General features: G+C 68.4%; 22 protein-coding genes. All 22 read left to right on the top strand.

What is annotated here, in order from left to right; genetic code table 11:
• Positions 1-6 precede the first annotated feature (6 nt).
• The 22 genes from alaS to metK all read left to right on the top strand — a co-directional run bounded on the left by alaS (position 7) and on the right by metK (position 25,693).
• Positions 7-2,667: an alanine--tRNA ligase gene (gene alaS, locus F6W70_RS08555; RefSeq protein ID WP_151486392.1), complete on the top strand. Its 2,661-nt coding sequence runs from the start codon at positions 7-9 to the stop codon at positions 2,665-2,667.
• Positions 2,664-3,137, top strand: coding sequence for a Holliday junction resolvase RuvX (ruvX, locus tag F6W70_RS08550; RefSeq protein ID WP_055872485.1), 474 nt, complete (start codon positions 2,664-2,666; stop codon positions 3,135-3,137). Before alaS ends, ruvX begins: the two co-directional genes overlap by 4 nt.
• 2 nt (positions 3,138-3,139) lie before the next feature.
• The gene (gene mltG, locus F6W70_RS08545; protein WP_151486391.1) at positions 3,140-4,657 is read left to right on the top strand and encodes an endolytic transglycosylase MltG; all 1,518 of its coding nucleotides are present in this window, start codon (positions 3,140-3,142) and stop codon (positions 4,655-4,657) included.
• Positions 4,644-5,474, top strand: coding sequence for a shikimate dehydrogenase family protein (locus F6W70_RS08540; protein WP_151486390.1), 831 nt, complete (start codon positions 4,644-4,646; stop codon positions 5,472-5,474). The genes mltG and F6W70_RS08540 overlap by 14 nt, the downstream gene beginning before the upstream one ends.
• Positions 5,475-5,538: 64 nt before the next feature.
• Positions 5,539-6,768: a chorismate synthase gene (gene aroC / locus F6W70_RS08535; protein ID WP_151486389.1), complete on the top strand. Its 1,230-nt coding sequence runs from the start codon at positions 5,539-5,541 to the stop codon at positions 6,766-6,768.
• Positions 6,752-7,270: a shikimate kinase gene (locus F6W70_RS08530; RefSeq protein WP_055872488.1), complete on the top strand. Its 519-nt coding sequence runs from the start codon at positions 6,752-6,754 to the stop codon at positions 7,268-7,270. Before aroC ends, F6W70_RS08530 begins: the two co-directional genes overlap by 17 nt.
• Positions 7,267-8,355 (top strand): 3-dehydroquinate synthase, encoded by a 1,089-nt coding sequence (aroB, locus tag F6W70_RS08525; RefSeq protein WP_151486388.1) that lies wholly within the window; start codon positions 7,267-7,269, stop codon positions 8,353-8,355. Before F6W70_RS08530 ends, aroB begins: the two co-directional genes overlap by 4 nt.
• Positions 8,352-8,789, top strand: a complete 438-nt coding sequence (gene aroQ, locus F6W70_RS08520; protein ID WP_151486387.1) for a type II 3-dehydroquinate dehydratase — start codon at positions 8,352-8,354, stop codon at positions 8,787-8,789. Before aroB ends, aroQ begins: the two co-directional genes overlap by 4 nt.
• Positions 8,790-8,844: 55 nt before the next feature.
• On the top strand, positions 8,845-9,405 hold the full coding sequence (efp, locus tag F6W70_RS08515) for an elongation factor P (RefSeq protein WP_017830556.1): 561 nt from the start codon (positions 8,845-8,847) through the stop codon (positions 9,403-9,405).
• 3 nt (positions 9,406-9,408) lie between these two features.
• On the top strand, positions 9,409-9,819 hold the full coding sequence (gene nusB, locus F6W70_RS08510; protein WP_055868103.1) for a transcription antitermination factor NusB: 411 nt from the start codon (positions 9,409-9,411) through the stop codon (positions 9,817-9,819).
• Positions 9,820-9,881: 62 nt separating this feature from the next.
• On the top strand, positions 9,882-12,839 hold the full coding sequence (locus F6W70_RS08505; protein WP_151486386.1) for a DEAD/DEAH box helicase: 2,958 nt from the start codon (positions 9,882-9,884) through the stop codon (positions 12,837-12,839).
• A gap of 81 nt (positions 12,840-12,920) precedes the next feature.
• Positions 12,921-14,498, top strand: coding sequence for a Rieske 2Fe-2S domain-containing protein (locus F6W70_RS08500; RefSeq protein ID WP_055872494.1), 1,578 nt, complete (start codon positions 12,921-12,923; stop codon positions 14,496-14,498).
• Positions 14,499-14,580: 82 nt separating this feature from the next.
• Complete coding sequence (gene pyrR, locus F6W70_RS08495; protein ID WP_017830560.1) at positions 14,581-15,111, top strand: bifunctional pyr operon transcriptional regulator/uracil phosphoribosyltransferase PyrR; 531 nt, start codon at positions 14,581-14,583, stop codon at positions 15,109-15,111.
• On the top strand, positions 15,108-16,073 hold the full coding sequence (locus F6W70_RS08490; RefSeq protein WP_017830561.1) for an aspartate carbamoyltransferase catalytic subunit: 966 nt from the start codon (positions 15,108-15,110) through the stop codon (positions 16,071-16,073). Before pyrR ends, F6W70_RS08490 begins: the two co-directional genes overlap by 4 nt.
• Positions 16,070-17,374, top strand: a complete 1,305-nt coding sequence (locus tag F6W70_RS08485) for a dihydroorotase (protein ID WP_055868113.1) — start codon at positions 16,070-16,072, stop codon at positions 17,372-17,374. The genes F6W70_RS08490 and F6W70_RS08485 overlap by 4 nt, the downstream gene beginning before the upstream one ends.
• On the top strand, positions 17,371-17,883 hold the full coding sequence (locus tag F6W70_RS08480; RefSeq protein WP_151486385.1) for a PH-like domain-containing protein: 513 nt from the start codon (positions 17,371-17,373) through the stop codon (positions 17,881-17,883). Before F6W70_RS08485 ends, F6W70_RS08480 begins: the two co-directional genes overlap by 4 nt.
• The gene (carA, locus tag F6W70_RS08475; RefSeq protein WP_151486384.1) at positions 17,880-19,058 is read left to right on the top strand and encodes a glutamine-hydrolyzing carbamoyl-phosphate synthase small subunit; all 1,179 of its coding nucleotides are present in this window, start codon (positions 17,880-17,882) and stop codon (positions 19,056-19,058) included. The genes F6W70_RS08480 and carA overlap by 4 nt, the downstream gene beginning before the upstream one ends.
• Positions 19,058-22,345 carry a carbamoyl-phosphate synthase large subunit gene (carB, locus tag F6W70_RS08470; protein ID WP_151486383.1) on the top strand — a complete coding sequence of 1,096 codons (3,288 nt, stop codon included), beginning with the start codon at positions 19,058-19,060 and terminating at the stop codon, positions 22,343-22,345. Before carA ends, carB begins: the two co-directional genes overlap by 1 nt.
• The gene (gene pyrF, locus F6W70_RS08465; RefSeq protein WP_151486382.1) at positions 22,342-23,187 is read left to right on the top strand and encodes an orotidine-5'-phosphate decarboxylase; all 846 of its coding nucleotides are present in this window, start codon (positions 22,342-22,344) and stop codon (positions 23,185-23,187) included. The genes carB and pyrF overlap by 4 nt, the downstream gene beginning before the upstream one ends.
• A complete protein-coding gene (gene gmk, locus F6W70_RS08460) occupies positions 23,180-24,091 on the top strand; it encodes a guanylate kinase (RefSeq protein WP_017830567.1) in 912 nt (303 codons plus the stop codon). Before pyrF ends, gmk begins: the two co-directional genes overlap by 8 nt.
• 65 nt (positions 24,092-24,156) lie before the next feature.
• Positions 24,157-24,411, top strand: coding sequence for a DNA-directed RNA polymerase subunit omega (gene rpoZ / locus F6W70_RS08455; RefSeq protein ID WP_017204385.1), 255 nt, complete (start codon positions 24,157-24,159; stop codon positions 24,409-24,411).
• Positions 24,412-24,499: 88 nt separating this feature from the next.
• Entirely contained in the window at positions 24,500-25,693 is a 1,194-nt protein-coding gene (metK, locus tag F6W70_RS08450) for a methionine adenosyltransferase (RefSeq protein ID WP_151486381.1), read from the top strand.
• Positions 25,694-25,699 lie beyond the last annotated feature (6 nt).

Below are 25,699 nucleotides of genomic sequence, written 5' to 3'. Positions count from 1 at the left end.
CACCCCATGAAAACTGCGGAGATCGCGCAGCGTTACCTCGACTTCTTCGAGAAGAACGACCACCTCATCGTCCCCTCTGCCTCCCTGGTCAGCGACGACCCGTCTCTGTTGTTCACGGTGGCCGGAATGGTGCCGATGATCCCGTACCTCACCGGCGTCGTGCCCGCGCCTCATCCGCGCATCGCCGACGTGCAGAAGTGCATCCGCACCAACGACATCGAAGAGGTGGGGCGCACGGCGCGCCACGGCACGTTCTTCCAGATGCTGGGCAACTGGTCGTTCGGCGACTACTTCAAAGAAGGCGCGATCCGGTACGCCTGGGAGCTGCTCACCAGCTCCGAGTCGGACGGCGGCCTCGGTTTCGATGAGAAGGACCTCTGGGTCACGGTCTATGAGACCGACGACGAGGCTGAAGCGATCTGGCGCGACATCATCGGTTTGAAGCCCGAGCGCATCCAGCGCCTCGGACGCGCGGACAACTACTGGAACACCGGCCAGCCCGGGCCCGGCGGTCCCGACTCGGAGATCTTCTTCGACCGCGGTCCCGCCTATGGCAAGGACGGCGGTCCCGCCGTCGACGACTCGAGGTTCCTGGAGATCTGGAACCTCGTGTTCATGCAGGACTTCATCGAGAACATCCGCGGCAAGACGGAGTTCGACATCGTCGGCGAGCTGCCGATGAAGAACATCGACACCGGCATGGGGCTCGAGCGCGTCGCGTTCATCAAGCAGGGCGTCGAGAACATGTACGAGTCGGACCAGGTGCGTCCGGTGCTCGACCGCGCGATCGAGCTGTCCGGCCGCTCCTACGGCGCCCAGCACGAGGACGACGTGCGCTTCCGCGTGGTCGCCGACCATGTGCGCTCCTCGCTCATGCTCCTCTCCGATGGCGTGCGCCCCTCCAATGAAGGACGCGGGTACATCCTGCGCCGTCTGATGCGCCGCACGGTCAGGGCGATGCGTCTGCTCGGCGTCGACGAGCCCGTGTTCCCCGAGCTGTTCGCCGCCTCGCGCGACGCGATGAAGTCGGCGTACCCGGTGCTCGAGAAGGACTGGTCCGTCCTGTCGTCGTCCGCCTTCGCCGAGGAGGAGACGTTCCGTCGCACTCTCGTCGCCGGATCGACGATCCTCGACCTCGCGCTCGACGAGACCAGGAAGGGCGGCGGGAAGACGCTCAGCGGACCCGAGGCCTTCCTGCTGCACGACACCTACGGCTTCCCGATCGACCTCACCCTCGAGGTCGCAGAGGAAGCGGGCCTCGATGTCGACCGCGCCGCTTTCGACACGCTCATGCAGGAGCAGCGCCAGCGTGCCAAGGACGACGCCCGCAACCGCAAGCGGCAGCTCGCCGACGTGTCGGTCTACCGTGAGCTGCGTGCCCTGGGCGAGACCGGATTCGACGGCTACACCGCGCTGGAGGTCGAGTCGCGTGTGCTCGGGCTCCTCGTCGACGGTGCGCCGGTGCGCAGTGCATCCGAGGGCCAGATCGCCGAGGTCGTGCTCGCCGAGACGACGCTGTACGCGGAGTCCGGTGGACAGGTGGCCGACAAGGGCACCATCATCGGTCCCGGTTACGCGCTCGAGGTGATCGATGTGCAGAAGCCGGTGCCCGGCCTGATCAGCCACACCGTCGAGGTCACGCGCGGAACCGTCGCCGTCGATGACATCGCCACGACGGTCGTGGCCGCCGCGAACCGCCGTGCCGCGCGTCAGGCGCACTCGGCCACGCACCTCGTGCACGCCGCACTCCGCGACACGCTCGGTCCGACCGCCACGCAGGCGGGCTCGTTGAACCGCGCCGGCTACATGCGCTTCGACTTCTCCTGGTCGCAGGCCCTCTCGGCCGACACCCGCAGCGAGATCGAGGAGATCACGAACCGCGCGGTGCAGGAATCCCTCGAGGTGACCACGCGCATCGTCTCGCTCGACGAGGCCAAGGAAGCCGGAGCCATGGCTCTGTTCGGCGAGAAGTACGGCGACGTCGTGCGCATGGTCGACATCGGCGGTCCCTGGTCGCGAGAGCTCTGCGCCGGAACGCACGTGAGCACGAGCGCGGAGATCGGTCTGGTGAGCCTGGTCGGAGAGTCCTCCGTCGGAGCCTCCAACCGACGTATCGAGGCGCTCGTCGGTGCCGACGCCTTCCGTGAGCTGGCGGCCGAGCGGGCGATCGTCTCGCAGCTCACCAGCTCGCTGAAGACCCCTCGTGAGCAGCTTCCCGAACGCATCGCCGATCTCACGGCGAGCCTGAAGGCGGCGGAGAAGCGCATCGCGCAGTTCGAGGCGAAGGAGCGCGCCGGCCAGGTTCCCTCCATCGTCGAGGCGGCGACGCGCGTCGGGGCGTTCCGCCTCGCGGCGCAGAACCTCGGCGATGTCGCCTCCGCGGATGATGTGCGCGACCTCGTGAACGGCGTCCGCGATCGTCTGGGTTCGGATGCTGCGGTCGTGGCATTGGGGGCCGTGGTCAACGGTCGCCCGGTCGTGGTCGTGGCGACCAACGATGCGGCACGTGCGGCGGGCGCGAAGGCAGGGGCGCTGGCGAAGCGCGCCGCAGGTGTGCTCGGTGGCGGTGGCGGCGGTCGCGACGACGTCGCGCAGGGTGGTGGCGCGGATGCCGCGGCCCTTCCCGCGGCGCTCGAGGCCATCTCACAGGAGCTGCACAGCGCGTGAGCGGCTTCCGCCGCGGTGTGCGGCTCGGCATCGATGTCGGCAGGGCGAGAGTCGGTGTCGCACGCTGCGATCCTGACGGGATGCTCGCCGTCCCGGTCGAGACCGTGCCGCGGGATGACGCATCGATCGATCGCCTCGTGCAGATTGCGGGGGAGTACGACCCCCTGGAATTCGTGGTCGGCCTCCCCGTGAACATGCAGGGTGCCGACACGGCATCGACCACGGACGCGCGGGAGTTCGCCGCTGCCCTTCACACGAGAAGCGGTGTTCCCGTGCGGCTGGTGGACGAGCGTCTCAGCACCGTGAGCGCCCACGCCGCTCTGCGTAGCTCGGGGAGATCTCAGAAGAACTCTCGTAGCATTGTGGATCAGGTCGCCGCCGTGGTGCTTCTGCAGCAGGCGATCGACATGGAGAAGAGCACCGGAAACCCGGCCGGTGCCACCATCTCGCCCGACGAGGAGCACGCCTGACGATGTCTGAACGCGACAGCGCCACCCCCCGGAACGACCCCGATTCCCGCCTGGGCGACCTGTTCGAGAATCTGCCCGATCCCACGAGACAGATCCCGACCGTCGACACCAGCGCCCCCGCGCCCGGGTCGCGCCGCGCCGCTCGTGAGGCCGCTGCCGGCGAGGGGAGCGCGACACCGGCCAGGGGAACGGACGGCACACCCGCTGAGCCTTCGCCCGTTCCGGTGCGTGCCTCGGCCGACGACGCGGTCGCCTCGGATGCGGAGGGTCCCTCTCCGACCCCGGTGCGCGCATCGGCCGACGCCGCAGACACCCCGACCCGCGCCATGCCGCAGGTCGCGCCCGCAGCCATGCCGGCGCCCGCGACCGATGCGCCGGAACCGGTGATCGGCGGAGGACTCGACGATCTCTTCGCTCCGCACGACGACCACGTCCAGGCGAAGCCGAAGAAGAAGAAGCGCCGCAAGGGATGCCTGATCGCACTGATCATCGTGCTCGCGGTCTTCGGCGGTATCGCCGCAGGTGGCGCCTGGGCATGGAGCACCTACGGTGACAAGATCAGCGACGCCCTGGGGTGGGGCGAGTCGAAGGACTACGAGCCGGGCCTCGCGAACGGTGAGGCTCTCGTCACCATCAAGCAGGGCGACACGGGTGGGCCGGTGTCCACCGCGCTCTACGAAGCCGGTGTGACCAAGACCGAAGACGTCTTCTACGACTACATCGTCGACGAGAACCTCGCGGTCACGTTCTATCCGGGCGTGTATCGCCTGCAGAAGAAGATGACGGCGGAGGCCGCGCTCGCGGCGCTCAAGGACGATGCCAACAAGATGGCGAACGCCGTCTCGGTCGCCGAGGGCGGCACGATCGTGTCGTCGCTGCCCGACATGGCGGAGACTCTCGGGCTTCCGCTGGCCGACTTCGAGGCGGCCGTCCAGGACCCCATGGCCTATGGTGTGGACGCGCCGAGCCTGGAGGGCTGGCTCTTCCCCGCGGTGTACGAGTTCGATCCGGGAGTCACCGCGCCCCAGGTCATCCAGCGCATGGTCGATCGCACCCGCGAGTCGCTGAGTGCAGCCGGTGTGCCCGACGCCGATGCCGAACGCATCCTCACGATCGCCTCCATCATCCAGCGCGAGGGGCGTCTCGAGGACTTCCCGAAGGTGTCGCGGGTCATCCAGAACCGTCTCGACATCGACATGAAGCTGCAGATGGACTCCACCGCGCAGTACGGGTACGGATCCCTGCACGAAGGCGTCGTGTCGAGCTCCAAGGAAGCCCTCGAAGACGACAACGACTGGAACACCTACGTACGCACCGGTCTTCCCGCTACACCCATCGCCAGCCCGAGCGATGCCGCCATCAAGGCGGCGATGCAGCCCGCAGACGGTCCGTGGCTGTACTTCGTCACGATCAACCTCGCGACCGGGGAGACGCTGTTCACCCAGACGCTGGCCGAGCACGAGCAGGGGATCGAGAAGTGGCGCGAGTGGTGCCGGGCGAACCCCGATGGCGGCTGCTGAGACGGTGACGCGCTCTCGATTGGCGGTCTGGGGCGACCCGATCGCGCATTCCAAGTCCCCGGATCTGCATGCCGCCGCCTACCGCGTGCTCGGACTCGACTGGGAGTACGGACGACGCCAGGTGTCGGCCGACGACTTCGCGCCGGTGTTCGCTCAGCTCGACGACACCTGGCGCGGTCTCTCGCTGACGATGCCGCTGAAGGAACAGGCATTCCGTGCCGCGGCGACGAGGGATCGTCACGCGGAGCTCACCGGTGCCGTCAACACGCTGCTGATGGGGGAGCACCCCGCCGGGTTCAACACCGACGTGGGCGGGATCGTCGACGCCCTCGCCGAAGCGCGGGTCACCGACGTCGACCGCGTGCGGATACTCGGCGCCGGGGCCACCGCAGCGTCGGCGCTGGTCGCCGCCTCCGAGATCGGCGCGACACGCGCCGATGTGCGGGCGCGGCGTCCCGCGCCCGCGGCCGCACTGGCGGAGCTGGGGGAGAGGCTCGGCATGGTCGTCGATGTCCGATCCTTCGACGCGCCGTCGGAGACCGTCGAGCTGACCTTGGCGACCCTGCCCAGCGGAACCACGCTCCCCGCCGACACGGCGACGGCACTCGCTGCACAGGGTGGGGTGCTCTTCGACGCCGCCTACGCGCCGTGGCCGTCTGCCCTCGCAGCGAGATGGGCCGACGGCGCCACGATCTCCGGGCTCGGGATGCTGCTGCACCAGGCGGTGCGCCAGATCCGTATCTTCCTGCACGGCGATCCCGCCGCCGAACTGCCGGATGAGGTCGCCGTGATCGCGGCGATGCGCGCCGCCATCTGACCCGATCGGCGTCGACGACGAAACGCGGCGCGGTGAGGGTGCGAACCCATGGGAGACTGGAGCAATGCTCCGCGTGCTCACGGCCGGCGAATCGCACGGCCCAGAACTCATCGCCGTCATGGAGGGTCTGCCCTCCGGCGTCCCTGTGTCGTCCGAGGCCATCCAGGCCGACCTCGCTCGCCGCAAGCTCGGCTACGGCCGTGGTTCGCGGATGAAGTTCGAGCAGGACGAGCTGACGATCTCCGGCGGTGTGCGCCACGGCAAGAGCCTCGGCAGCCCGATCGCCCTGCGCATCGGCAACACCGAGTGGCCGAAGTGGATCGAGGTCATGAACCCCGAGCCGGTCGAGCTCACCGACAGGTCCCGCGGACGCAGCGCTCCTCTCACGCGCCCGCGCCCGGGGCACGCCGACCTCGTGGGCATGCAGAAGTACGACTTCGACGAGGCGCGTCCGATCCTCGAGCGTGCGAGCGCCCGTGAGACGGCGGCTCGCGTGGCTCTCGGCGCGATCGCCCGCTCGTTCCTCGGCGAACTCGGCATCCGTCTCGTCAGCCACACCCTCTCGATCGGTCCGGTACGCGTGCCGGAAGGCTCGCCGCTGCCCACCCCGGACGACGTGGACGCGCTCGACGCCGATCCGTTGCGCTGCTTCGACGCAGCGACCTCTGCACTGATGGTCGCCGAGGTCGACGATGCGAAGAAGGACGGCGACACGCTCGGTGGCATCGTCGAGGTTCTCGCCTACGGGCTGCCCCCGGGGCTCGGCTCGCACGTGCACTGGGACCGCCGCCTCGATGCGCGTCTCGCGCAAGCGCTCATGAGCATCCAGGCGATCAAGGGCGTCGAGGTCGGCGACGGCTTCGAGACCACGCGTCGTCGCGGTTCGGCGGCGCACGACGAGCTCTTCGCCACCGCCGACGGCATCACCCGCGGCTCCGACAGGGCCGGCGGGACCGAGGGCGGCATGTCGACCGGCACCGTGCTGCGTGTGCGCGCCGGGATGAAGCCGATCGCCACCGTCCCGCATGCCCTGCGCACGATCGACGTCGCCACCGGAGACGACGCCACGGCCCACCACCAGCGCTCCGACGTGTGCGCCGTGCCGGCAGCCGGCGTCGTCGCCGAAGCGATGGTCGCGGTCGAGCTGGCCAACGCCGTGCTGGAGAAGTTCGGCGGCGACAGCATCCGCGAGACGCGTCGCAATCTCGAAGGATACCTGGCCGGCATCCCGGCCGAGCTGCGCACGACCCCTGCGTCCGAGGCGGCGCTCATCGCGCATGACGAGCGCGGCTGATCCGCTGACGCTGGTGCTGGTGGGCCCGATGGCCGCCGGCAAGACCAGCGTCGGAAGACGCGTCGCGCGTCGGCTCGGCGTCGCCTTCATCGACACCGACAAGCGCATCGTCGCCGCGCACGGGCCCATCCCCGCCATCTTCGAGGAGCACGGGGAGGCGCATTTCCGCGCCCTCGAGTGCGCCGCCGTCGCCGAGGCGCTGTCCGAGGGTGGAGTGATCTCCCTCGGCGGTGGTGCCGTGACGGAGGCGGCCACCCGAGATCTGCTCGCGGAGCATCCGGTCGTGTTCCTGACCGTCAGTCCCGATGCGGTCGCCGACCGGCTGCGCGGCAGCAATCGCCCGCTGCTGGCGGGAGAGGATCCGCTGGAGCGGTGGAAGAAGATCTTCGAGGAGCGTCGGGGGTGGTACGCCGAGGTGTCATCGGCGACCTTCGACACCTCACGTCGTCCGATGCAGAAGATCGCGGACGAGATCGTGGCATGGAGGAGAGAGCAGCGATGAGCACGACGACCATCAACGTCACCGGAAACGACGCCTACGACATCACGATCGGACGGGGGATCCTCGATCGGGTCTCCGCCGCCGTCGCGCCGGGGGTGCGCAAGATCCTCGTCGTGCACCCGCCGACGCTCGCCGCACGAGCCGCGGAACTGCGCGATCGTCTTCTCGCCGACACCTCCGACGGGCCGCGCGATGTGCTGCTCGCCGAGATCCCGGATGCGGAGCAGGGCAAGCGCATCGAAGTCGCGGCCTTCTGCTGGCAGGTCATGGGTCAGGCTGATTTCACACGCAGCGACGCGATCATCGGGTACGGCGGCGGCTCTGTCACCGACCTCGCCGGTTTCGTCGCGGCCACCTGGCTCCGCGGCGTGCAGCTCATCCAGGTGCCGACCACGGTGCTCGGACTCGTCGACGCCGCCGTCGGAGGCAAGACCGGGGTGAACACGGCGGAGGGCAAGAACCTCGTCGGCGCGTTCTGGGCGCCGCGTGCGGTCATCGGCGACCTCGACGAGCTCGCCAGCCTGAGCCCGAACGAGGCGACGGCGGGCTTCGCCGAGGTCGTGAAGGCCGGGTTCATCTGGGCGCCGGAGATCCTCGACATCATCGAAGCAGACCCTGCTCGTGCTGTGGACCCCACGACCGAGGAGTTCCGTCGCGCCATCGAGCTCGCGATCGACATGAAGGCCAAGGTCGTGTCCGACGACTTCCGCGAGGCCGGCCTTCGCGAGATCCTCAACTACGGCCATACACTCGGCCACGCGATCGAGCACGCCGAGAGGTACCGCTGGCGTCACGGCGCCGCCATCTCGGTCGGGATGCTGTACGCCGCAGAGCTCTCCCGCCTCGCCGGCCGATTGTCCGACGACGCCGCCGAGCGCCACCGCACCGTCCTCGAGTCCTTGGGACTTCCCACCTCCTACCGTGCCGGTGCCTGGCCGCAGCTGCTCGCCACGATGCAGCGCGACAAGAAGAGCCGCGGCGGGATGCTGCGCTTCATCCTGCTCGACGACATCGCCAAGCCCACCGTGCTGCAGGCTCCGGATGAGTCGCTGCTGTTCGCGGCCTACCAGGAGGTCGGGGAGTGAGCCGGCGGATCCTCCTCGTCAACGGGCCGAACCTGAATCTCCTCGGCACCCGCGAGCCCGAGGTGTACGGCACCGCGACGCTCGCAGACGTGGAACGGATCACCCGTACGGCGGCGGCCGAGCTCGGCTTCGAGGTGCGTGCAGTGCAGAGCAATCACGAAGGGGTGCTGATCGACGCGATCCACGCCGCGCGGGACGACTGTGCGGCCATCGTGATCAACCCCGGGGGACTCACCCACACCTCGGTGGTGCTCCGCGACGCGCTCACCGGAGTGTCTCTGCCGTTCGCCGAGGTGCACATCTCCGATGTCTACGCGCGTGAGCAGTTCCGCCACCACTCGTACCTCGACGACGTCGCCGCCGTGCGCGTCGTCGGGCGCGGTGTCGACGGCTACGCGGACGCCGTGCGACAGCTCGCAGCACTCATCCCTTAGAATCGACTGTCGGTCTCGTCCGACCCCGCAGACACACGAACGGAACTCGCAGCGCATGGCATCTACCGCAGACATCAAGAACGGCGTCGTCCTCAGCATCGACGGGCAGCTCTGGAGCGTCATCGAGTTCCAGCACGTCAAGCCCGGCAAGGGTGGTGCCTTCGTGCGCACCAAGCTGAAGAACGTCGTCTCGGGCAAGACCGTCGACCGCACCTACAACGCGGGCGCGAAGATCGAGATCGAGAACGTCGACCGCCGCGACTACACGTACCTGTACACCGACGGTGACGGCTACGTCTTCATGGACCAGACCGACTTCGACCAGATCACCGTCGGCGCCGCGACAGTCGGCGACGCGAAGCACTTCCTGCTCGAGAACCAGCAGGTGACGATCGCGATGAACAACGGAAACCCGCTGTACATCGACCTTCCCGCGTCCGTGATCCTCGAGGTCACCTACACCGAGCCGGGCCTGCAGGGCGACCGCTCCTCGGCCGGCACCAAGCCCGCCACGCTCGAGACCGGCTACGAGATCCAGGTGCCGCTGTTCCTCGAGACCGGCACCAAGGTCAAGGTCGACACCCGCACGGGTGACTACCTCGGCCGCGAGAAGTAAGGCGTGGGCGCCCGGACGAAGGCGCGCAAGCGCGCTCTCGACATTCTCTTCTCCGCCGATGTGCGCGGTGACGATCTCGCCGTGACGCTCGCCGCCGAGGCCAAGCGCGCCGCGAGCGAGCCCGCGCGTGAGGCCTCCTGGCTCTATGCGCGCGAGATCGTCGACGGCATCATCGACTCCCGTGACGAGATCGACGAGCAGATCACGACGCACAGCAGGGACTGGAAGCTGGAGCGGATGCCCGCGGTGGACCGCGCGCTGCTGCGCATCGCGGTGTGGGAGATCCTGTACAACGACGAGGTGCCGACCGCCGTCGCGATCGATGAGGCCGTCGAACTCGCGAAGGAGTTCTCGACCGACGACTCCGGTGCATTCGTGCACGGTGTCCTCGCACGGGTGGCCCGCTCCGCCTGATCCGTCCGAGACGGGGCACTGTCGGCGGTGTGATTGTCGGCGGTGCCGGAGAGGATGGCAGCATGTCCCTCTCCCGTGATCCGTCCCCTCCGGAGGGATCGGCGGCGGATTGGCGGAGCATCCTCGGTTCCGCGCGCGATGACGCCGACACGGCGCTCGCGCTCGGCGTCGAACTCCGTGTGCGCGATGGTCGCGGGGCCAACCCGTGGGCCTCGCGTCCGCAGCGCACGGCGACCGCCCGTGACGTCGGGAAGCGCACGGGCGAGATCCTGCTCGGCATCCGCCCGCTCGAGCGGAGCGCGTCGACCGGTGCCTGGGTTCAGGGCGCGGCCACGTGGGACGCGGTGCGCCGTTCCCCCACGCAGTACGGGCGCGATCGCTCGCGGTGGTTCGCTGACCTGCTCAGCATCGCTCGCGACACGCTGCTGTCGGGCACGGCCGGTGATTGGCTGGTCGCCGATCTGATCGAGTCCGGGCTCTTCTGGGGGCATCTGCGCGCCGGCGCGGAGGTCGGCATCCCCCTCGTCGCCACGCAGAAGAGCACCACTGTCGTGCTCGCCGGCGATGCCGCGATCCGGGCGACGGTCGGGCGAGACGACGGGGACGGGATCGTCGTGCGTCCCGACATCACGATCGATGGTCGCGGTGCAGAGCCCTTCGCCGTCCAGACGATCGGCCACAGCGGCGTGTACGAGATCGCGCAACAGGGGAGCAGCATCCGGGTCACCCTCGCCGAGGTGCCGATCAGCGAGCCCGTCCATGCCCTTCTCGCCGCCAGGACCGGGCTGGCGGTGCCGGCCCGTGACGAGGCCGCCTTCTTCCGTGATGCGTATCCGCTGCTCGCGCGCCGCATCGAGGTGCGCCCTGTCGGCCGGATCGAGCTGCCGGCGCTGCCCGCACCCCGAGCGGTGATCACGCTGTCCTTCCGCCGCGGCGACACGGTCACCTACGCCCTCGAGTGGGAGTATCGCGGGTTCGGGCGGGTGCCGTTCTCTCCCAGCGGCGACGCGGTACGCGACGTCGCGGCCGAGGATGCGCTCCGGGACACGCTGCGGTCCGTCTGGAGAGAGCACCTGGGCGAGGAGCTCACCGCGACCGGCTCCTTCCACGACGTCGCCGCCGCCGAGTTCGTCACCCGCACGGTGCCTGCGCTCGAGGCCGAGGGCGTCACGGTCAGCGTCGAGGGCCGTCGCAAGAGCTACCACGAGCTCACGGGCGAGCCGGAGATCACCGTCTCGACCGTCGAGAGCAGCGATCCCGACTGGTTCGATCTGGGGATCCTGGTCAAGATCGACGGGCGCACCATCCCGTTCGAGCCGCTGTTCACGGCGCTCAGCAAGGGGCGCAACAAGCTCCTCCTGGTCGACGGCAGCTACTTCTCGCTGAATCACCGTGCGCTCGATCGCCTCCGGGAACTGATCGACGAGTCCGGCGCGCTCGACGAGTGGGAGACCGGTCCGCGGATCAGTCGGTACCAGACCGATCTCTGGGAGGAGTTCGAAGACCTCGCCGATGAGGCGATCCCCGCCGTCTCGTGGCGTGCGACCGCCGACGGTCTGCGCGCGGCCACCTCGGTGCCCCCGGTCGCTGTGCCGTCGGGCATCACGGCCGAACTCCGCCCCTATCAGAAGGAGGGTCTCGACTGGCTCGCCTTCCTGTGGAGCCATCGCCTGGGAGGCATCCTCGCCGACGACATGGGGCTCGGCAAGACGCTCCAGCTCCTGGCCCTCATCGTGCATGCGCGAGAGGCGGGGGAGCGGCGACCCTTCCTCGCCGTCGTGCCGACATCGGTCCTCGCCACCTGGCGCAGCGAGGCCGAGCGCTTCGCGCCCACGCTCCGGGTGCGGCTCCGCGGAAACACCCAGGGTCCCTCGGTCGACGCCAGCATCCGCGACGTCGATCTCCTCATCACCACCTATGCCGTCGCCCGGCTCGACGAGGCCGAGTACGCGCGCGTCGAGTGGGCCGGACTCCTCCTGGACGAGGCGCAGTTCGTCAAGAACCCGGCGACCAAGCTGCATCGCGCCATCGCCTCGTTCCGCGCGGATGTGACGTTCGCGGTCACCGGAACGCCGATGGAGAACAGCCTGAGCGAGCTGTGGGCGCTGTTGAAGCTCACCGCTCCGGGTCTCTTCGCCTCGGCGCGGAAGTTCCGCGAGCAGTACATCCAACCCATCGAGCAGGGGAAGGTCCCCGAGAACGAAGAGGGCGGCGCCTACCGTCAGCGTCGCCTCGAGCAGCTTCGTCGGCGGATCCGGCCGCTGCTGCTGCGACGCACGAAGGAGCTCGTGGCACCCGACCTGCCGGCGAAGCAGGAGCAGATCCTCGAGGTCGAGCTCAGCTCCTCCCACCGGGCGCTCTACGACGTCGTGCTGCAGCGCGAACGGCAGAAGGTGCTCGGCCTGCTGGAAGATCTCGACCGCAACCGCTTCATCGTGTTCCGATCGCTCACCCTGATGCGCATGCTCAGCCTGGCCCCGGGGCTCATCGACGCCGCGGATGCGAAGATCGGCTCGCGCAAGCTCGATGTGCTGCTCGAGCGCGTGATCGAGTTGCAGGCCGAAGGGCATCGCGCGCTCGTGTTCAGCCAGTTCACGTCGTTCCTCGACCTCGCCGCGGCCCGCCTCGACGCCGCCGGCATCCCCTACGCGCACCTGGACGGGTCGACGCGCCACCGCCAGAAGGTCGTCGAGAGCTTCACGTCGGGAGTGCAACCGGTCTTCCTGATCAGCCTCAAGGCCGGCGGATTCGGCCTCACCCTGACCGAGGCCGACTACGTCTTCCTGCTCGATCCGTGGTGGAATCCGGCGGCCGAGGCGCAGGCCGTCGATCGCACGCACCGCATCGGTCAGGACAGCCAGGTGTTCGTCTACCGGATGATCTCCACCGGCACGATCGAGGAGAAGGTGCTCGACCTGCAGCGCCGCAAGGCGCGGCTGTTCACGGCCGTGCTCGACGATGAGGCGCTGTTCGCGCAGTCGCTCTCCGCAGACGACATCCGTGGACTGTTCGAGAGCTGACCGGATTACTCACGGCCGGGTCGACCGGGCGCACAGGGAGCCGTCGGTACAATCGAACGGTTCACTTTCGGGAGGAATGCAATGCGGATCACGGGACTCGGCCACGCCGGGATGTTCATCGAGACGGTCGGCGGGAACATCATCTGCGACCCGGTCCTCGGACCCTCGTTCTACGGATCCTGGTTCCCGTTCCCCGACAACCGCGGTCTGGACTGGGAGCGCTTCGGACGCGAGGCCGATTTCCTCTGGATCTCGCACCGGCACCGCGACCACTTCGACCCGCGGCTCCTGGAGCGCTACATCCGCAAGGACATCGAGGTGCTGCTTCCGGAGTATCCGACCGACGACCTCGAGAAGGACATCCGCGCCCTCGGCTACACGAACATCACCTACGCTCCTGCCGGCCAGGTGATCCAGCGCGGTGAGCTCAAGATGATGATCACGCCGCTGCGCGCGCCCAGCGACGGCCCCATCGGCGACTCCTCCCTGAGTGTCGACGACGGCACCGGCTCGATGCTGAACCAGAACGACTCGCACCCGCTCGACCTCGAGAAGCTGCTCGACTTCGGCAAGCCCGACGCCTACTTCACCCAGGTGTCCGGTGCGATCTGGTGGCCCATGGTCTACGACCTGCCGCTGGACGCCAAGCAGAACTTCGCCCGGCTCAAGCGCGAGGCGCAGAACAAGCGCGCGATGTACTACATCGAGAAGGTCGATGCCCCGCACGTCTTCCCGATGGCAGGGCCCCCCATGTTCCTGCGTGACGACCTGTTCGACTTCAACGGTCTCGGCAAGAACGGCGAGTCGATCTTCACGGACCAGAAGCAGTTCCTCGCGCACATGAAGGAGCTCGCGCCGCAGTACGACGGTCAGCTCTTCATCCCCGGCACGGTCGTCACGATCGACGGGGGAGAGGTCACGAGTGAGCAGACGCTCTACACCGAGGCCGAGATCGCGCACATCTTCGATGAGAAGTGGGAGTACCTCGAGGAACAGCGCGCGAGCCGACAGCAGGAGATCCGCGACGAGGAGGCGTCTCGTGCCGAGATCATCCCGCCCGCAGAGATGCTCGAGGCGATCAAGACCTGGTGGGAACCGCTGCTGAAGAAGTCCCGCACCATCCGGCTCGGTGTCGGCGGTTGCGTGCGCTTCCGCATCGGCGAGCTCGACATGGTGGTCGACTTCCCCCGCGCGAAGGTCCGCGAGTACGCGGGCGAGGAGTGCGTGTACTGGTACACGATCCCCGCCGACCTGGTCTCGACGAACATCGTCGATCACGAGATCGACTGGTCCAACTCGATCTTCCTCTCGATGCAGTTCTCGGTGGGCCGCAGCGGCAAGTTCAACGAGTTCCTCACCACGTTCCTCAAGTGCCTCTCGGTCGATCGGATCGAGTACGTGGAGAACTGGTACCAGGAGCAGACCGACCAGACCGAAGATACCGAGATCGGCGACTGGGTCGTTCAGCGCCGCTGCCCGCACCTGCGCGCCGACCTCACCCGCACGGGCACGGTCGACGAGGACGGCATCCTCACGTGCAGCATGCACGACTGGAAGTGGGATCTGAAGACCGGCCGCTGCCTCTCCACCGCCGGCCACCCGATCCGCTCGTCGAAGATCGACGAGGTCACCGATCCGGTCCTGCAGGAAGCGAGCTGATCCGCCGGAGCCTGCGCTCCGATAGACTTTCGTCACAAGCAACCTTTAACACCGTCCTGTGAGGCGGAGAAGGGAGCGGCCGATGAGCATGCGCACTGTGCTGCACGAAGCCGACATCTCACGAGCGCTGACCCGTATCGCGCACGAGATCCTCGAATCCAATCGAGGTGCCGAGAACCTCGTCCTGCTGGGCATTCCGACCCGCGGCGTCACTCTCGCCCATCGCCTCGGCCTGCTGATCAGCGAGATCGCGCAGCAGTCCGTCCCGGTCGGCGCGCTCGATGTCACGCTCTTCCGCGACGACCTCGCCAAGCACCCGACGCGTTCCCCGCGGCCCACCGAGATCCCGGTGGGCGGAATCGACGGCAAGACGGTCGTGCTCGTCGATGACGTGCTCTTCTCCGGCCGCAGCATCCGTGCCGCTCTCGACGCCATCCAGTCGATCGGACGCCCCGCCGTCGTGCGCCTGGCGATCCTCGTCGACCGCGGACACCGCGAGCTCCCGATCCGCCCGGACTTCATCGGCAAGAACATCCCCTCCGCCCGCACCGAGCGGGTCAACGTGCGCCTCTTCGAGAACGACGGGGCCGAGGAGGTGACGATCGGCGAATGAGACACCTCCTCGATACCCGCACCCTCGATCGGGCGACCGCCCTGCGCATCCTCGATGTCGCCGAGGACATGTCCGACACGCAGTCGCGTGAGGTCAAGAAGCTCCCGACGCTGCGCGGCAAGACCGTGGTGAACCTCTTCTTCGAGGATTCGACACGCACCCGCATCTCGTTCGAGGCCGCCGCCAAGCGCCTCTCCGCCGATGTCATCAACTTCGCGGCGAAGGGTTCCAGCGTCTCGAAGGGCGAGAGCCTGAAGGACACCGCGCAGACGCTCGAGGCCATCGGCGCCGACGCGGTCGTGGTCCGCCACCCCGGATCCGGCGCCCCGCAGACGCTCGCCACCAGCGGCTGGATCTCCGCCGGCGTCGTCAACGCCGGAGACGGCACGCACGAGCACCCGACGCAGGCCCTGCTCGACGCCTTCACCATCCGCAAGCGCCGCTTCGGCGCCGAGAGCCGCGGTCGCGATCTGAGCGGACTGCGGGTCGTGATCGTCGGCGACGTGCTGCATTCGCGGGTCGCCCGCTCCAACGTCTGGCTGCTCACCACGCTCGGAGCAGAGGTCACCCTGGTCGCGCCGCCGACCTTGGTTCCCCAGAACGTGTCGCTCTGGCCGGTCCGCGTGGTCTACGACCTCGATGAGGCTCTGGCCGAGGACCCGGACGCGGTGATGATGCTGCGCATCCAGCTGGAACGCATGAACGCCGCATATTTCCCGACTGAGCGGGAGTATTCCCGTCGATGGGGTCTGGACGCACGGCGTGTGGCCGGTCTTCCGGCAGGTAGCATTGTCATGCACCCCGGACCCATGAACCGGGGACTGGAGATCTCCTCCGAAGCTGCCGATTCCCCCCGCTCGACGGTGCTGGAACAGGTCACGAACGGGGTCTCCGTCCGCATGGCGGTGCTGTACCTGCTGCTGGCAGGAGAACGAGACGACGAACGAGGGGGAGACCTGTGAACGAGACCCTCGTCATCACCGGTGCACAGCTGCTCGGAGCCGAGAGCGCCGATATCATGATCGAAGACGGCCGGATCGCCGAGATCGGCACCGGGCTCACGCGCTCCGGCGCGCGCGTCATCGACGCGGCAGGGCTGGTCGCCCTTCCGGGCCTCGTCGACCTGCACACGCATCTGCGCGAGCCCGGCTACGAGGCTTCCGAGACGATCCTCACGGGAACGAGGGCGGCGGCTGCCGGTGGCTTCACCGCTGTGTTCGCGATGCCCAACACCTCGCCGGTCGCCGACACCGCCGGCGTCGTCGAGCAGGAGCTCGCGCTCGGCGAAGCGGCCGGCTACGCCACGGTGCAGCCCATCGGCGCCGTGACGGTCGGGCAGAAGGGCGAGCGCCTCGCCGAGCTGGGAGCGATGGCCACGTCCCGCGCACAGGTCCGCGTCTTCAGCGACGACGGCTTCTGCGTGTTCGATCCGCTCATCATGCGCCGCGCGCTGGAGTACGTGAAGTCGTTCGACGGCGTCATCGCCCAGCATGCGCAGGACCCCCGCCTCACCGAGGGCGCGCAGATGAACGAGGGCACGGTCTCGGCCGAGCTCGGCCTGGCCGGATGGCCCGCCGTCGCCGAGGAGTCGATCATCGCCCGCGACGTGCTGCTGGCCGAGCACGTCGGATCGCGGCTGCACGTGTGCCACCTCTCGACCGCGGGCTCGGTGGACATCATCCGCTGGGCCAAGAAGCGCGGCATCAACGTCACCGCCGAGGTCACCCCTCACCACCTGCTCCTCACCGACGAGCTCGTGCGCGGGTACGACGCGCGCTACAAGGTCAATCCTCCGCTGCGTAGGGAAGAGGATGTGCTCGCCGTGCGCGAGGGCCTCGCCGACGGCACGATCGACATCGTCGCCACCGACCACGCGCCGCACCCGAGCGAGCACAAGGCGTGCGAGTGGCAGGCCGCGGCGAACGGTATGGTGGGGCTGGAGAGCGCCCTGCGCGTCGTGCACCAGTCGATGGTGCAGACCGGGCTTCTCGAGTGGTCGGACATCGCGCGGGTGATGAGCGCAGCACCGGCACGGATCGGGCGACTGGCAGGTCACGGCACACCGCTCGAGGTCGGTCAGCCCGCCCAGATCACGCTCTACGACGCCTCGGTCGACGGCGTGTTCACGGAAGCCGACCTCCACGGTCGGAGCGTGAACTCGCCCTACCTCGGCCGCGACCTCCCCGGACGCGTGCAGTACACGATCCACGGCGGTGTCCTCACCGTCGACGGCGGAAGCGTCGTCGAGGAGCTTCGCGCATGAGCGCTCGGGACCTCGCCGTCGCGATCACGATCGCGGTCGCGCTCCTGGTGCTGCTGGTGATGCTCCTGGCCTGGCGACGACGAATCCGCCGCGACTCCGTGTTCACGGCCCCGCTGGGGGTTCCGGAGCACGCGGAGGTCTTCCGCCGCGACGGGGTGCTCTACGTGTCGACGACACGGCACGAGCAGCCGCTCGAGCGTCTCGCGGTGTCGCCTCTCGCGTACCGGGCCCGTGGTGAGCTGGCGGTCACGGATCGCGGCATCGCCCTCTGCCTCGATGGCGCGCCGACGGTCTTCCTCGCGAACGACCGCCTCGTCGCCATCGACCGCGCCACGGTCACGATCGACCGCGTCGTGGAGCCCGGCGGCCTCGTGCGCCTCGCCTGGAGCATCGACGACGACACGGTCGTCGACAGCTATCTGCGCCTCGCCACCGGCGACCCTCAGAATCTCATCTCCGACCTGCAGCGGCTCGTCCCCGCCGCCCCCGACACAGGAGCAACGTCATGACCCTTTCGACATCCTCCGGGCAGGCCTCCGCGGCCCAGCTCCCCGATCCCGCCGTCCTGGTCCTGGAAGACGGCACCCGACACATCGGACGCGCCTACGGCGCGCGCGGTCGCACACTGGGCGAAGTCGTCTTCGCGACCGGCATGTCCGGATACCAGGAGACCATCACCGATCCCTCCTACGCGGGACAGATCGTCCTGCAGACGGCACCGCACATCGGCAACACCGGCATGAACGATGAAGATGCCGAATCGCGCCGCATCTGGGTCGCCGGCTACATCGTGCGCGACCCTTCGCGCGTCGTGTCGAATTGGCGGGCGAACGCCTCGCTCGACGACGTGCTCGTCGAGGACGGAGTCGTCGGCATCAGCGGCATCGACACCCGTTCGATCACCCGGCACATCCGCTCGGCCGGCTCCATGCGCGGGGGGATCTTCTCCGGGGCAGATGCGGCGCTCGACCCGCAGGAGCAGGTGCGCATCGTCCGCGAAGCTCCCGAGATGGCGGGACGCAATCTGTCCGCCGAGGTCTCCGTCGACGTCGCGACCGTGACGACCGCCATGGGCGAGCGCATCGGCAACCTCGCCGTGCTCGATCTCGGTGTGAAGCAGGCGACGATCGACAACCTCGCCGCTCGCGGCTTCGAGGTGCACGTGCTGCCGCAGAGCGCGACGATCGACGACATCCGTGCGGTCGATCCCGTCGCGGTGTTCTACTCGAACGGTCCCGGAGACCCCGCGGCGTCCGGTGATCACGTCGAGCTGCTGCGCTCGGTGCTCGATGCGGGGTTGCCGTTCTTCGGGATCTGCTTCGGCAACCAGCTGCTCGGGCGCGCCCTGGGCCTCGGCACCTACAAGCTGCCGTTCGGGCACCGCGGCATCAACCAGCCGGTGCTGGACAAGCAGACCGGCAGGGTCGAGATCACGGCGCACAACCACGGCTTCGCGGTCGAGGCTCCGATCGAGGGCACCTTCGACAGCCCGAACGGCTACGGCAAGGTCGAGGTCAGCCACGTCGGCCTCAACGACAACGTGGTCGAGGGACTCCGCGCCCTCGACATCCCCGCCTTCTCGGTGCAGTACCACCCCGAGGCCGCAGCGGGCCCGCACGACGCCAACTACCTCTTCGACAGGTTCCGCGACCTCGTCATCGCAAGCCAGAAGGACTCCAAGTAATGCCCAAGCGCGACGACATCAATTCCGTCCTCGTCATCGGCTCCGGCCCGATCGTCATCGGTCAGGCGTGCGAGTTCGACTACTCCGGCACCCAGGCGTGCCGCGTGCTGCGCGAGGAGGGCGTCCGGGTCATCCTGGTCAACTCCAACCCGGCCACGATCATGACCGATCCCGACTTCGCCGATGCGACCTACATCGAGCCGATCACGTGGCAGGTCATCGAGACGATCATCGCCAAGGAGCGGCCCGACGCGATCCTGCCGACGCTCGGCGGGCAGACCGCGCTGAACGCCGCGATCGAGCTGCACAACCACGGCATCCTCGAGAAGTACGACGTCGAGCTCATCGGCGCCAGCTTCGAGGCGATCAACAAGGGCGAGGATCGTCAGATCTTCAAGCAGCTGGTCCTCGATGCGGGGGCCGACGTGGCGGACTCGCGCATCGCGCACACGATGGATGAGGTGCTGGCGGCCGCCGATGAGCTCGGCTACCCGATGGTGGTCCGTCCGAGCTTCACGATGGGGGGCCTCGGCTCCGGATTCGCGTACGACGAGGAGGATCTGCGTCGCATCGCCGGCGCGGGCCTGCGCGACTCGCCCACCACCGAGGTGCTCCTGGAGGAGTCCATCCTCGGCTGGAAGGAGTACGAGCTCGAGCTCATGCGCGACACTGCCGACAACACGGTCGTCGTCTGCTCGATCGAGAACGTCGACCCCGTCGGCGTGCACACGGGCGACTCGATCACGGTCGCTCCCGCACTCACCCTCACCGACCGCGAGTACCAGAAGATGCGCGACATCGGCATCGACATCATCCGCGCCGTCGGCGTCGACACCGGCGGTTGCAACATCCAGTTCGCGGTGGACCCGACCAACGGTCGCATCATCGTCATCGAGATGAACCCGCGCGTCTCGCGCTCCAGCGCTCTGGCGTCCAAGGCCACCGGATTCCCGATCGCCAAGCTCGCAGCCAAGCTGGCCCTGGGCTACCGTCTCGACGAGATCCCGAACGACATCACGGGTGTCACGCCGGCGAGCTTCGAGCCGACGCTCGACTACGTCGTCGTGAAGGTTCCGCGCTTCGCGTTCGAGAAGTTCCCGGCCGCCGACGCGACGCTGACCACGACCATGAAGTCCGTGGGCGAGGCCATGGCGATCGGCCGCAACTACGCGACAGCCCTGCAGAAGGCGCTCCGCTCGCTGGAGAAGCGCGGATCGAGCTTCCACTGGGGCGCCGAGGAGCGCTCGGTGGAGGAGCTTCTCGAGATCTCGAAGGTTCCGACGGACGGCCGGATCGTGACGCTGCAGCAGGCGCTGCGCAAGGGCGCGACGGTCGAGCAGGCTTTCGACGCGACGGCGATCGACCCGTGGTTCCTCGACCAGATCGTGCTGATCAACGAGGTCGCAGAGATCGTGCGCACCGCGTCCGAGCTCGACGCGGCGACTCTTCGCTACGCCAAGGAGCACGGCTTCTCCGACGCGCAGCTCGCCGAGCTCCGCGGCATCTCCGAAGCGGAGGTCAGGGGCGTGCGTCACGGCCTCGGCATCCGCCCGGTGTACAAGACGGTCGACACCTGCGCCGGCGAGTTCCCCGCCCTCACCCCGTACCACTACTCGAGCTACGACTTCGAGACCGAGGCCGCGCCGTCGGATCGCACCAAGGTGGTCATCATCGGCTCCGGACCGAACCGCATCGGCCAGGGCGTCGAGTTCGACTACTCGTGCGTGCACGCGTCGTTCGCGCTGTCGGATGCCGGGTTCGAGACCGTCATGGTCAACTGCAACCCGGAGACGGTCTCGACCGACTACGACACCTCTGACCGCCTGTACTTCGAGCCGCTGACGCTCGAGGACGTGCTGGAGGTGCTCGACGCCGAAGCCGCGAGCGGCACCATCCTCGGTGTCGTGTGCCAGCTCGGCGGGCAGACGCCGCTCGGACTCGCGAAGGGCATCGAGGCCGCCGGTTACACCGTTCTCGGAACCAGCCCCGAGGCGATCGACCTGGCGGAGGAACGCGAGCTCTTCTCCCGTCTGCTCGATGACGCAGGTCTCGTCGCGCCGCGCAACGGCACCGCGATCGATGTCGAAGGCGCCGTACGTATCGCCGAGGAGATCGGCTACCCGGTGCTGGTGCGTCCGAGCTTCGTGCTGGGCGGCCGCGGCATGGAGATCGTCTACGACACCGCGTCGCTGCGCGACTACTTCGTGCGCACCGCGGGGGAGGTCGTCATCGAGGAGGGCAAGCCCCTTCTCGTCGATCGCTTCCTCGACGACGCGATCGAGCTCGACGTCGACGCGCTCTACGACGGAACCGACCTGTACATCGGCGGCGTCATGGAGCACCTCGAAGAGGCCGGCATCCACTCGGGCGACTCCAGCTGCACGCTGCCGCCGGTCTCGCTCGGCCGCACCGACGTCGACCGGGTACGCGAGGCCACACTCGCGATCGCCGAGGGCGTGGGAGTGCGTGGACTGCTCAACGTGCAGTTCGCCATCAGCGCCGGAGTGCTCTACGTGATCGAGGCGAACCCGCGTGCGAGCCGCACCGTGCCGTTCGTGTCGAAGGCGCTCGGTATCCCCATGGCCAAGGCGGCGAGCCGCGTGATGACCGGTTCCACGATCGCGGAGCTGCGCGCGGAGGGCCTGCTTCCCGAGCAGGACGGCTCCCGCGTCCCGCTCGACGCACCGGTGTCGGTCAAGGAGGCCGTGCTCCCGTTCAAGCGGTTCCGCACCGCCGACGGCAAGACGGTCGACTCGGTGCTCGGACCGGAGATGCGCTCCACCGGTGAGGTCATGGGCATCGACCGCGACTTCCCGACAGCGTTCGCGAAGAGCCAGGCGGCGGCCTATGGCGGCATGCCCACGTCGGGAACCGTGTTCATCTCGGTCGCCGACTCGGACAAGCGTGCGGTCATCCTGCCCGCGCACCGCCTGCAGCAGCTCGGCTTCACGATCGTCGCGACCGAGGGCACAGCCGAGATCCTCTCGCGCAACGGCATCGCCGTCACGGTCGTCGAGAAGTACAGTGCGACGCAGGAGTCCGGGGCCAAGAACATCGTCGACCTCATCAACGAGGGCGCGATCGACATCGTCGTGAACACTCCGTCCGGCGGCGCCGCTCGCGCCGACGGCTACGAGATCCGCGCCGCAGCGGTGGCCGCCGACAAGGCCCTGTTCACCACGATGGCCGTGCTCGGTGCCGCCGTGAGCGGGATGGACGCCGCCCACGAGGGCTTCCAGGTGAAGAGCCTCCAGGAGTACGCGCTGGACCGGAAGGCGGCGCTGTGAGCGAACGCTTCGGCGAGCGGGTGCGCTCCGCCCTCCGGGCGAAGGGACCGCTCTGCGTCGGCATCGACCCCCACGCCGCGCTGCTCGCGGCGTGGGGGTTGACCGACGACGCGCAGGGGGTCCGTGAGTTCGGCCTGCGCACGGTCGAGGCAGCCGCAGGGAAGGTCGCCGTCGTGAAGCCGCAGGTGTCGTTCTTCGAGCGCTTCGGCTCTCGAGGCATCGCGGCGCTCGAAGATGTTCTGGCCGCTGCGCGCGCTGCAGGACTGATCGTGATCGCCGACGCCAAGCGGGGCGACATCGGATCGACGATGGACGACTACGCGCGTGCGTGGCTCACGCCGGGTTCGCCGCTGGAGACCGATGCCCTCACCGTGAGCCCGTTCCTCGGGGTGGGTGCTCTCGACGGGACTTTCGCCGTGGCCGAGAAGAACGGAAAGGGCCTGTTCGTGCTGGCGGCGACCAGTAACCCCGAGGCGGAAGGGCTGCAGCGGTCCACGGACTCCGACGGCATCACGGTGTCGGCAGCGGTCATCTCCGAGGTCTCTGCGCGCAACGCCGAGTCGTCTGCCGCGGGGGAGTGGGGGAGCTTCGGATTCGTCATCGGCGCCACCGTCGACTGGACCAGGGCCGGTATCGAGCCTTTCACGCCGGCAGCACCGATCCTTGCTCCCGGTTTCGGTGCACAGGGAGCCACGCCGGCTGATCTCCGCCCGCGTTTCGGGACGATGTCGGCGGCTGTGATCGCGAGTGAGAGCCGCAGCATCCTCTCGGCCGGTCCGGCCGATCTGATGGAGGCCATCTCCGCACGTGCGGCCGAGTATCGCGAGGTGGCCGGTGTCTGACGCACAGCGCACGGTCCCCGAGGTCGACAGGGCTGCAGCGGCGCGCCGCGCCGTGGAGCGTCGCCGCGCCAGGGCCTCGGTCAAGCGCGACCTCACGATGCGCGTGGTGACACCGCAGGCCGTTCTTCATCGTGCGAGCGCCGACGCCGATTCGGTGGAGGGCTCGATGCGCATCACCGACTTCCTGCTGGCACTTCCCGCGATCGGCGCTGGCAAGCGCGACCGGGTGCTCGAAGAGCTGCACATCTCGCCGGTCAAGCGTCTCGGTGGTCTCGGCGCGCGCCAGCGCCGGGTGCTGGAGTCGTGGCTCGACTCGCGCTTCCCGGTGCCGACGCCTCGTGGTGCCCGGAGCCGGCTGCTGGTCCTGGCAGGGCCCACCGCCGTGGGCAAGGGCACGGTCGCCGCGCACATCCGCGAGCACAACCCGGAGATCCACCTGTCGGTCTCGGCGACGACCCGGCCCCCGCGTCCCGGTGAGATCGACGGCGTGCACTACTACTTCGTCGACGATGCGGAGTTCGACCGGCTCATCGCCGACGACGAACTGCTCGAGTACGCCGTGGTGCACAACCGCTCCCGGTACGGCACGCCGCGCGCGCCGATCGACGCCGCGCTGGCCGAGGGCAAGACGGTCCTGCTCGAGATCGACCTGCAGGGTGCGCGCCAGGTGCGTCGCGCCGAACCCGCCGCGACACTCATCTTCCTGCTGCCTCCGAGCTGGGATGAACTCGTTCATCGGCTGGTCGGACGAGGCACCGAAGACGCCGAGGAGAGGGCCAGACGACTGCGCACCGCGAAGGTCGAACTCGCCGCTCAGAACGAGTTCGATCACCTCATCGTGAACGAGGACGTCGCCACGGCGGCTCGCGAGGTCGTAGAATTGTCTACAAGCTCTGCGCGCTGAGCGTCTTCGCGCGCCTTTCGCACCGTCTTCGCGACGATCCCGTCGCCTGATCAGGAGGTCTCACCATGGCCGGACACAACAACGGCATCATCGATCCCCCCATCGACAACCTGCTCGACCGCGTCGACTCGAAGTACGAGCTCGTCATCTACGCCGCCAAGCGCGCGCGTCAGATCAACGACTACTACTCCGACCTGCACGAGGGAAACCTCTTCGACAACGTCGGCCCGCTCGTGGACTCCTCGGTCGAGGACAAGCCGCTCACCATCGCGCTGCACGAGATCAACGAGGACAAGCTCCGCCTTCGTCACGCAGAGTGATATTCGAGACCGCGCCTCCCGTACGTCGGAGGCGCGGTCCAGAATGGGTGCAACACCCTCCATCCGTCCGTCCCGTTCTGGAGTACCGATGAGCGCCCTGCGTCTGTTCACGTCCGAGTCCGTCACCGAAGGGCACCCGGACAAGATCTGCGATCAGATCTCCGACAGCATCCTCGACGGCCTCATCGCGAAGGACAAGGGTTCCCGCGTCGCCGTGGAGACGCTCGTCACCACGGGCCTCGTGCATGTGGCCGGTGAGATCCGCACCGACGCCTACGTCGACATCCCCACGATCGTGCGCCAGGTCGTGAACGGCATCGGCTACACCTCCAGCGACACCGGCTTCGACGGTTCTTCGTGCGGCGTCAGCGTCTCGGTCGGCGAGCAGTCGACCGACATCGCCCACGGCGTCGACAGTGCCCAGGAGCACCGTGACGGGTCGTCGGTCGATCCGCTCGACGCTCTCGGCGCCGGTGACCAGGGCATCATGTTCGGCTTCGCGACGAACGAGACACCGCAGCTCATGCCGATGGCCGCCTGGACCGCCCACCGCCTCGCCGAGCGTCTCACCGAGGTGCGCCGCAGCGGAGCGCTGCCTTTCCTGCGACCCGACGGCAAGACCCAGGTCACGCTCGGCTACGACGGCTTCACACCGAAGACCGTCGACGCGGTCGTGGTCTCGACCCAGCACCACCCCGACATCTCGCAGGAAGAGCTCAAGGCACAGGTCCGTGAGCAGGTGATCGACCCGGTGCTCGCGACCACCGGGCTCGACCTCGACGACGTCACGTTCTACATCAATCCCGCGGGTCCCTTCGTCACCGGCGGCCCCAAGGGCGATGCCGGTCTCACCGGCCGCAAGATCATCATCGACACGTACGGCGGGGCCTCCCGCCACGGTGGCGGCGCCTTCAGCGGCAAGGACCCGTCCAAGGTCGACCGCTCGGGTGCCTACGCCACGCGATGGGTGGCGAAGAACGCCGTCGCCGCAGGTCTCGCCGACCGCCTCGAGGTGCAGGTCGCCTATGCGATCGGTGTCGCGCGCCCTGTGGGTCTGTACGTCGAGTCCTTCGGCACGGGCAAGGTGTCGGACGAGGTCATCACGCGCGCGATCAACGAGGTGTTCGATCTTCGTCCGCAGGCGATCATCGAGCAGCTCGACCTGTTGCGCCCGATCTACGCCCAGACGGCCGCCTACGGGCACTTCGGCCGCGAGCTCCCCGACTTCACCTGGGAGCGCACCGACCGCGCCGAAGAGCTGCGCCGCGCTGCCGGGCTCTGATGGGAC

The sequence above is a fragment of the Microbacterium maritypicum genome (assembly GCF_008868125.1).
In the GTDB taxonomy this organism is placed as follows: domain Bacteria; phylum Actinomycetota; class Actinomycetes; order Actinomycetales; family Microbacteriaceae; genus Microbacterium; species Microbacterium maritypicum.
Note: the sequence above shows the minus strand (reverse complement) of the source record. Positions and strands in the feature narration are given on the sequence as shown.

What these genes read in the sequence shown, in the direction of transcription:
- rpoZ (WP_017204385.1), top strand. Translation starts at nt 24,157, where the DNA reads ATGGCCGGACACAACAACGGCATCATCGATCCCCCCATCGACAACCTG.
- F6W70_RS08480 (WP_151486385.1), top strand. Translation starts at nt 17,371, where the DNA reads ATGAGCGCTCGGGACCTCGCCGTCGCGATCACGATCGCGGTCGCGCTC.
- pyrR (WP_017830560.1), top strand. Translation starts at nt 14,581, where the DNA reads ATGAGCATGCGCACTGTGCTGCACGAAGCCGACATCTCACGAGCGCTG.
- F6W70_RS08500 (WP_055872494.1), top strand. Translation starts at nt 12,921, where the DNA reads ATGCGGATCACGGGACTCGGCCACGCCGGGATGTTCATCGAGACGGTC.
- aroB (WP_151486388.1), top strand. Translation starts at nt 7,267, where the DNA reads ATGAGCACGACGACCATCAACGTCACCGGAAACGACGCCTACGACATC.
- F6W70_RS08490 (WP_017830561.1), top strand. Translation starts at nt 15,108, where the DNA reads ATGAGACACCTCCTCGATACCCGCACCCTCGATCGGGCGACCGCCCTG.
- alaS (WP_151486392.1), top strand. Translation starts at nt 7, where the DNA reads ATGAAAACTGCGGAGATCGCGCAGCGTTACCTCGACTTCTTCGAGAAG.
- carB (WP_151486383.1), top strand. Translation starts at nt 19,058, where the DNA reads ATGCCCAAGCGCGACGACATCAATTCCGTCCTCGTCATCGGCTCCGGC.
- aroC (WP_151486389.1), top strand. Translation starts at nt 5,539, where the DNA reads ATGCTCCGCGTGCTCACGGCCGGCGAATCGCACGGCCCAGAACTCATC.
- F6W70_RS08540 (WP_151486390.1), top strand. Translation starts at nt 4,644, where the DNA reads ATGGCGGCTGCTGAGACGGTGACGCGCTCTCGATTGGCGGTCTGGGGC.
- F6W70_RS08505 (WP_151486386.1), top strand. Translation starts at nt 9,882, where the DNA reads ATGTCCCTCTCCCGTGATCCGTCCCCTCCGGAGGGATCGGCGGCGGAT.
- efp (WP_017830556.1), top strand. Translation starts at nt 8,845, where the DNA reads ATGGCATCTACCGCAGACATCAAGAACGGCGTCGTCCTCAGCATCGAC.
- metK (WP_151486381.1), top strand. Translation starts at nt 24,500, where the DNA reads ATGAGCGCCCTGCGTCTGTTCACGTCCGAGTCCGTCACCGAAGGGCAC.
- mltG (WP_151486391.1), top strand. Translation starts at nt 3,140, where the DNA reads ATGTCTGAACGCGACAGCGCCACCCCCCGGAACGACCCCGATTCCCGC.
- F6W70_RS08530 (WP_055872488.1), top strand. Translation starts at nt 6,752, where the DNA reads ATGACGAGCGCGGCTGATCCGCTGACGCTGGTGCTGGTGGGCCCGATG.
- carA (WP_151486384.1), top strand. Translation starts at nt 17,880, where the DNA reads ATGACCCTTTCGACATCCTCCGGGCAGGCCTCCGCGGCCCAGCTCCCC.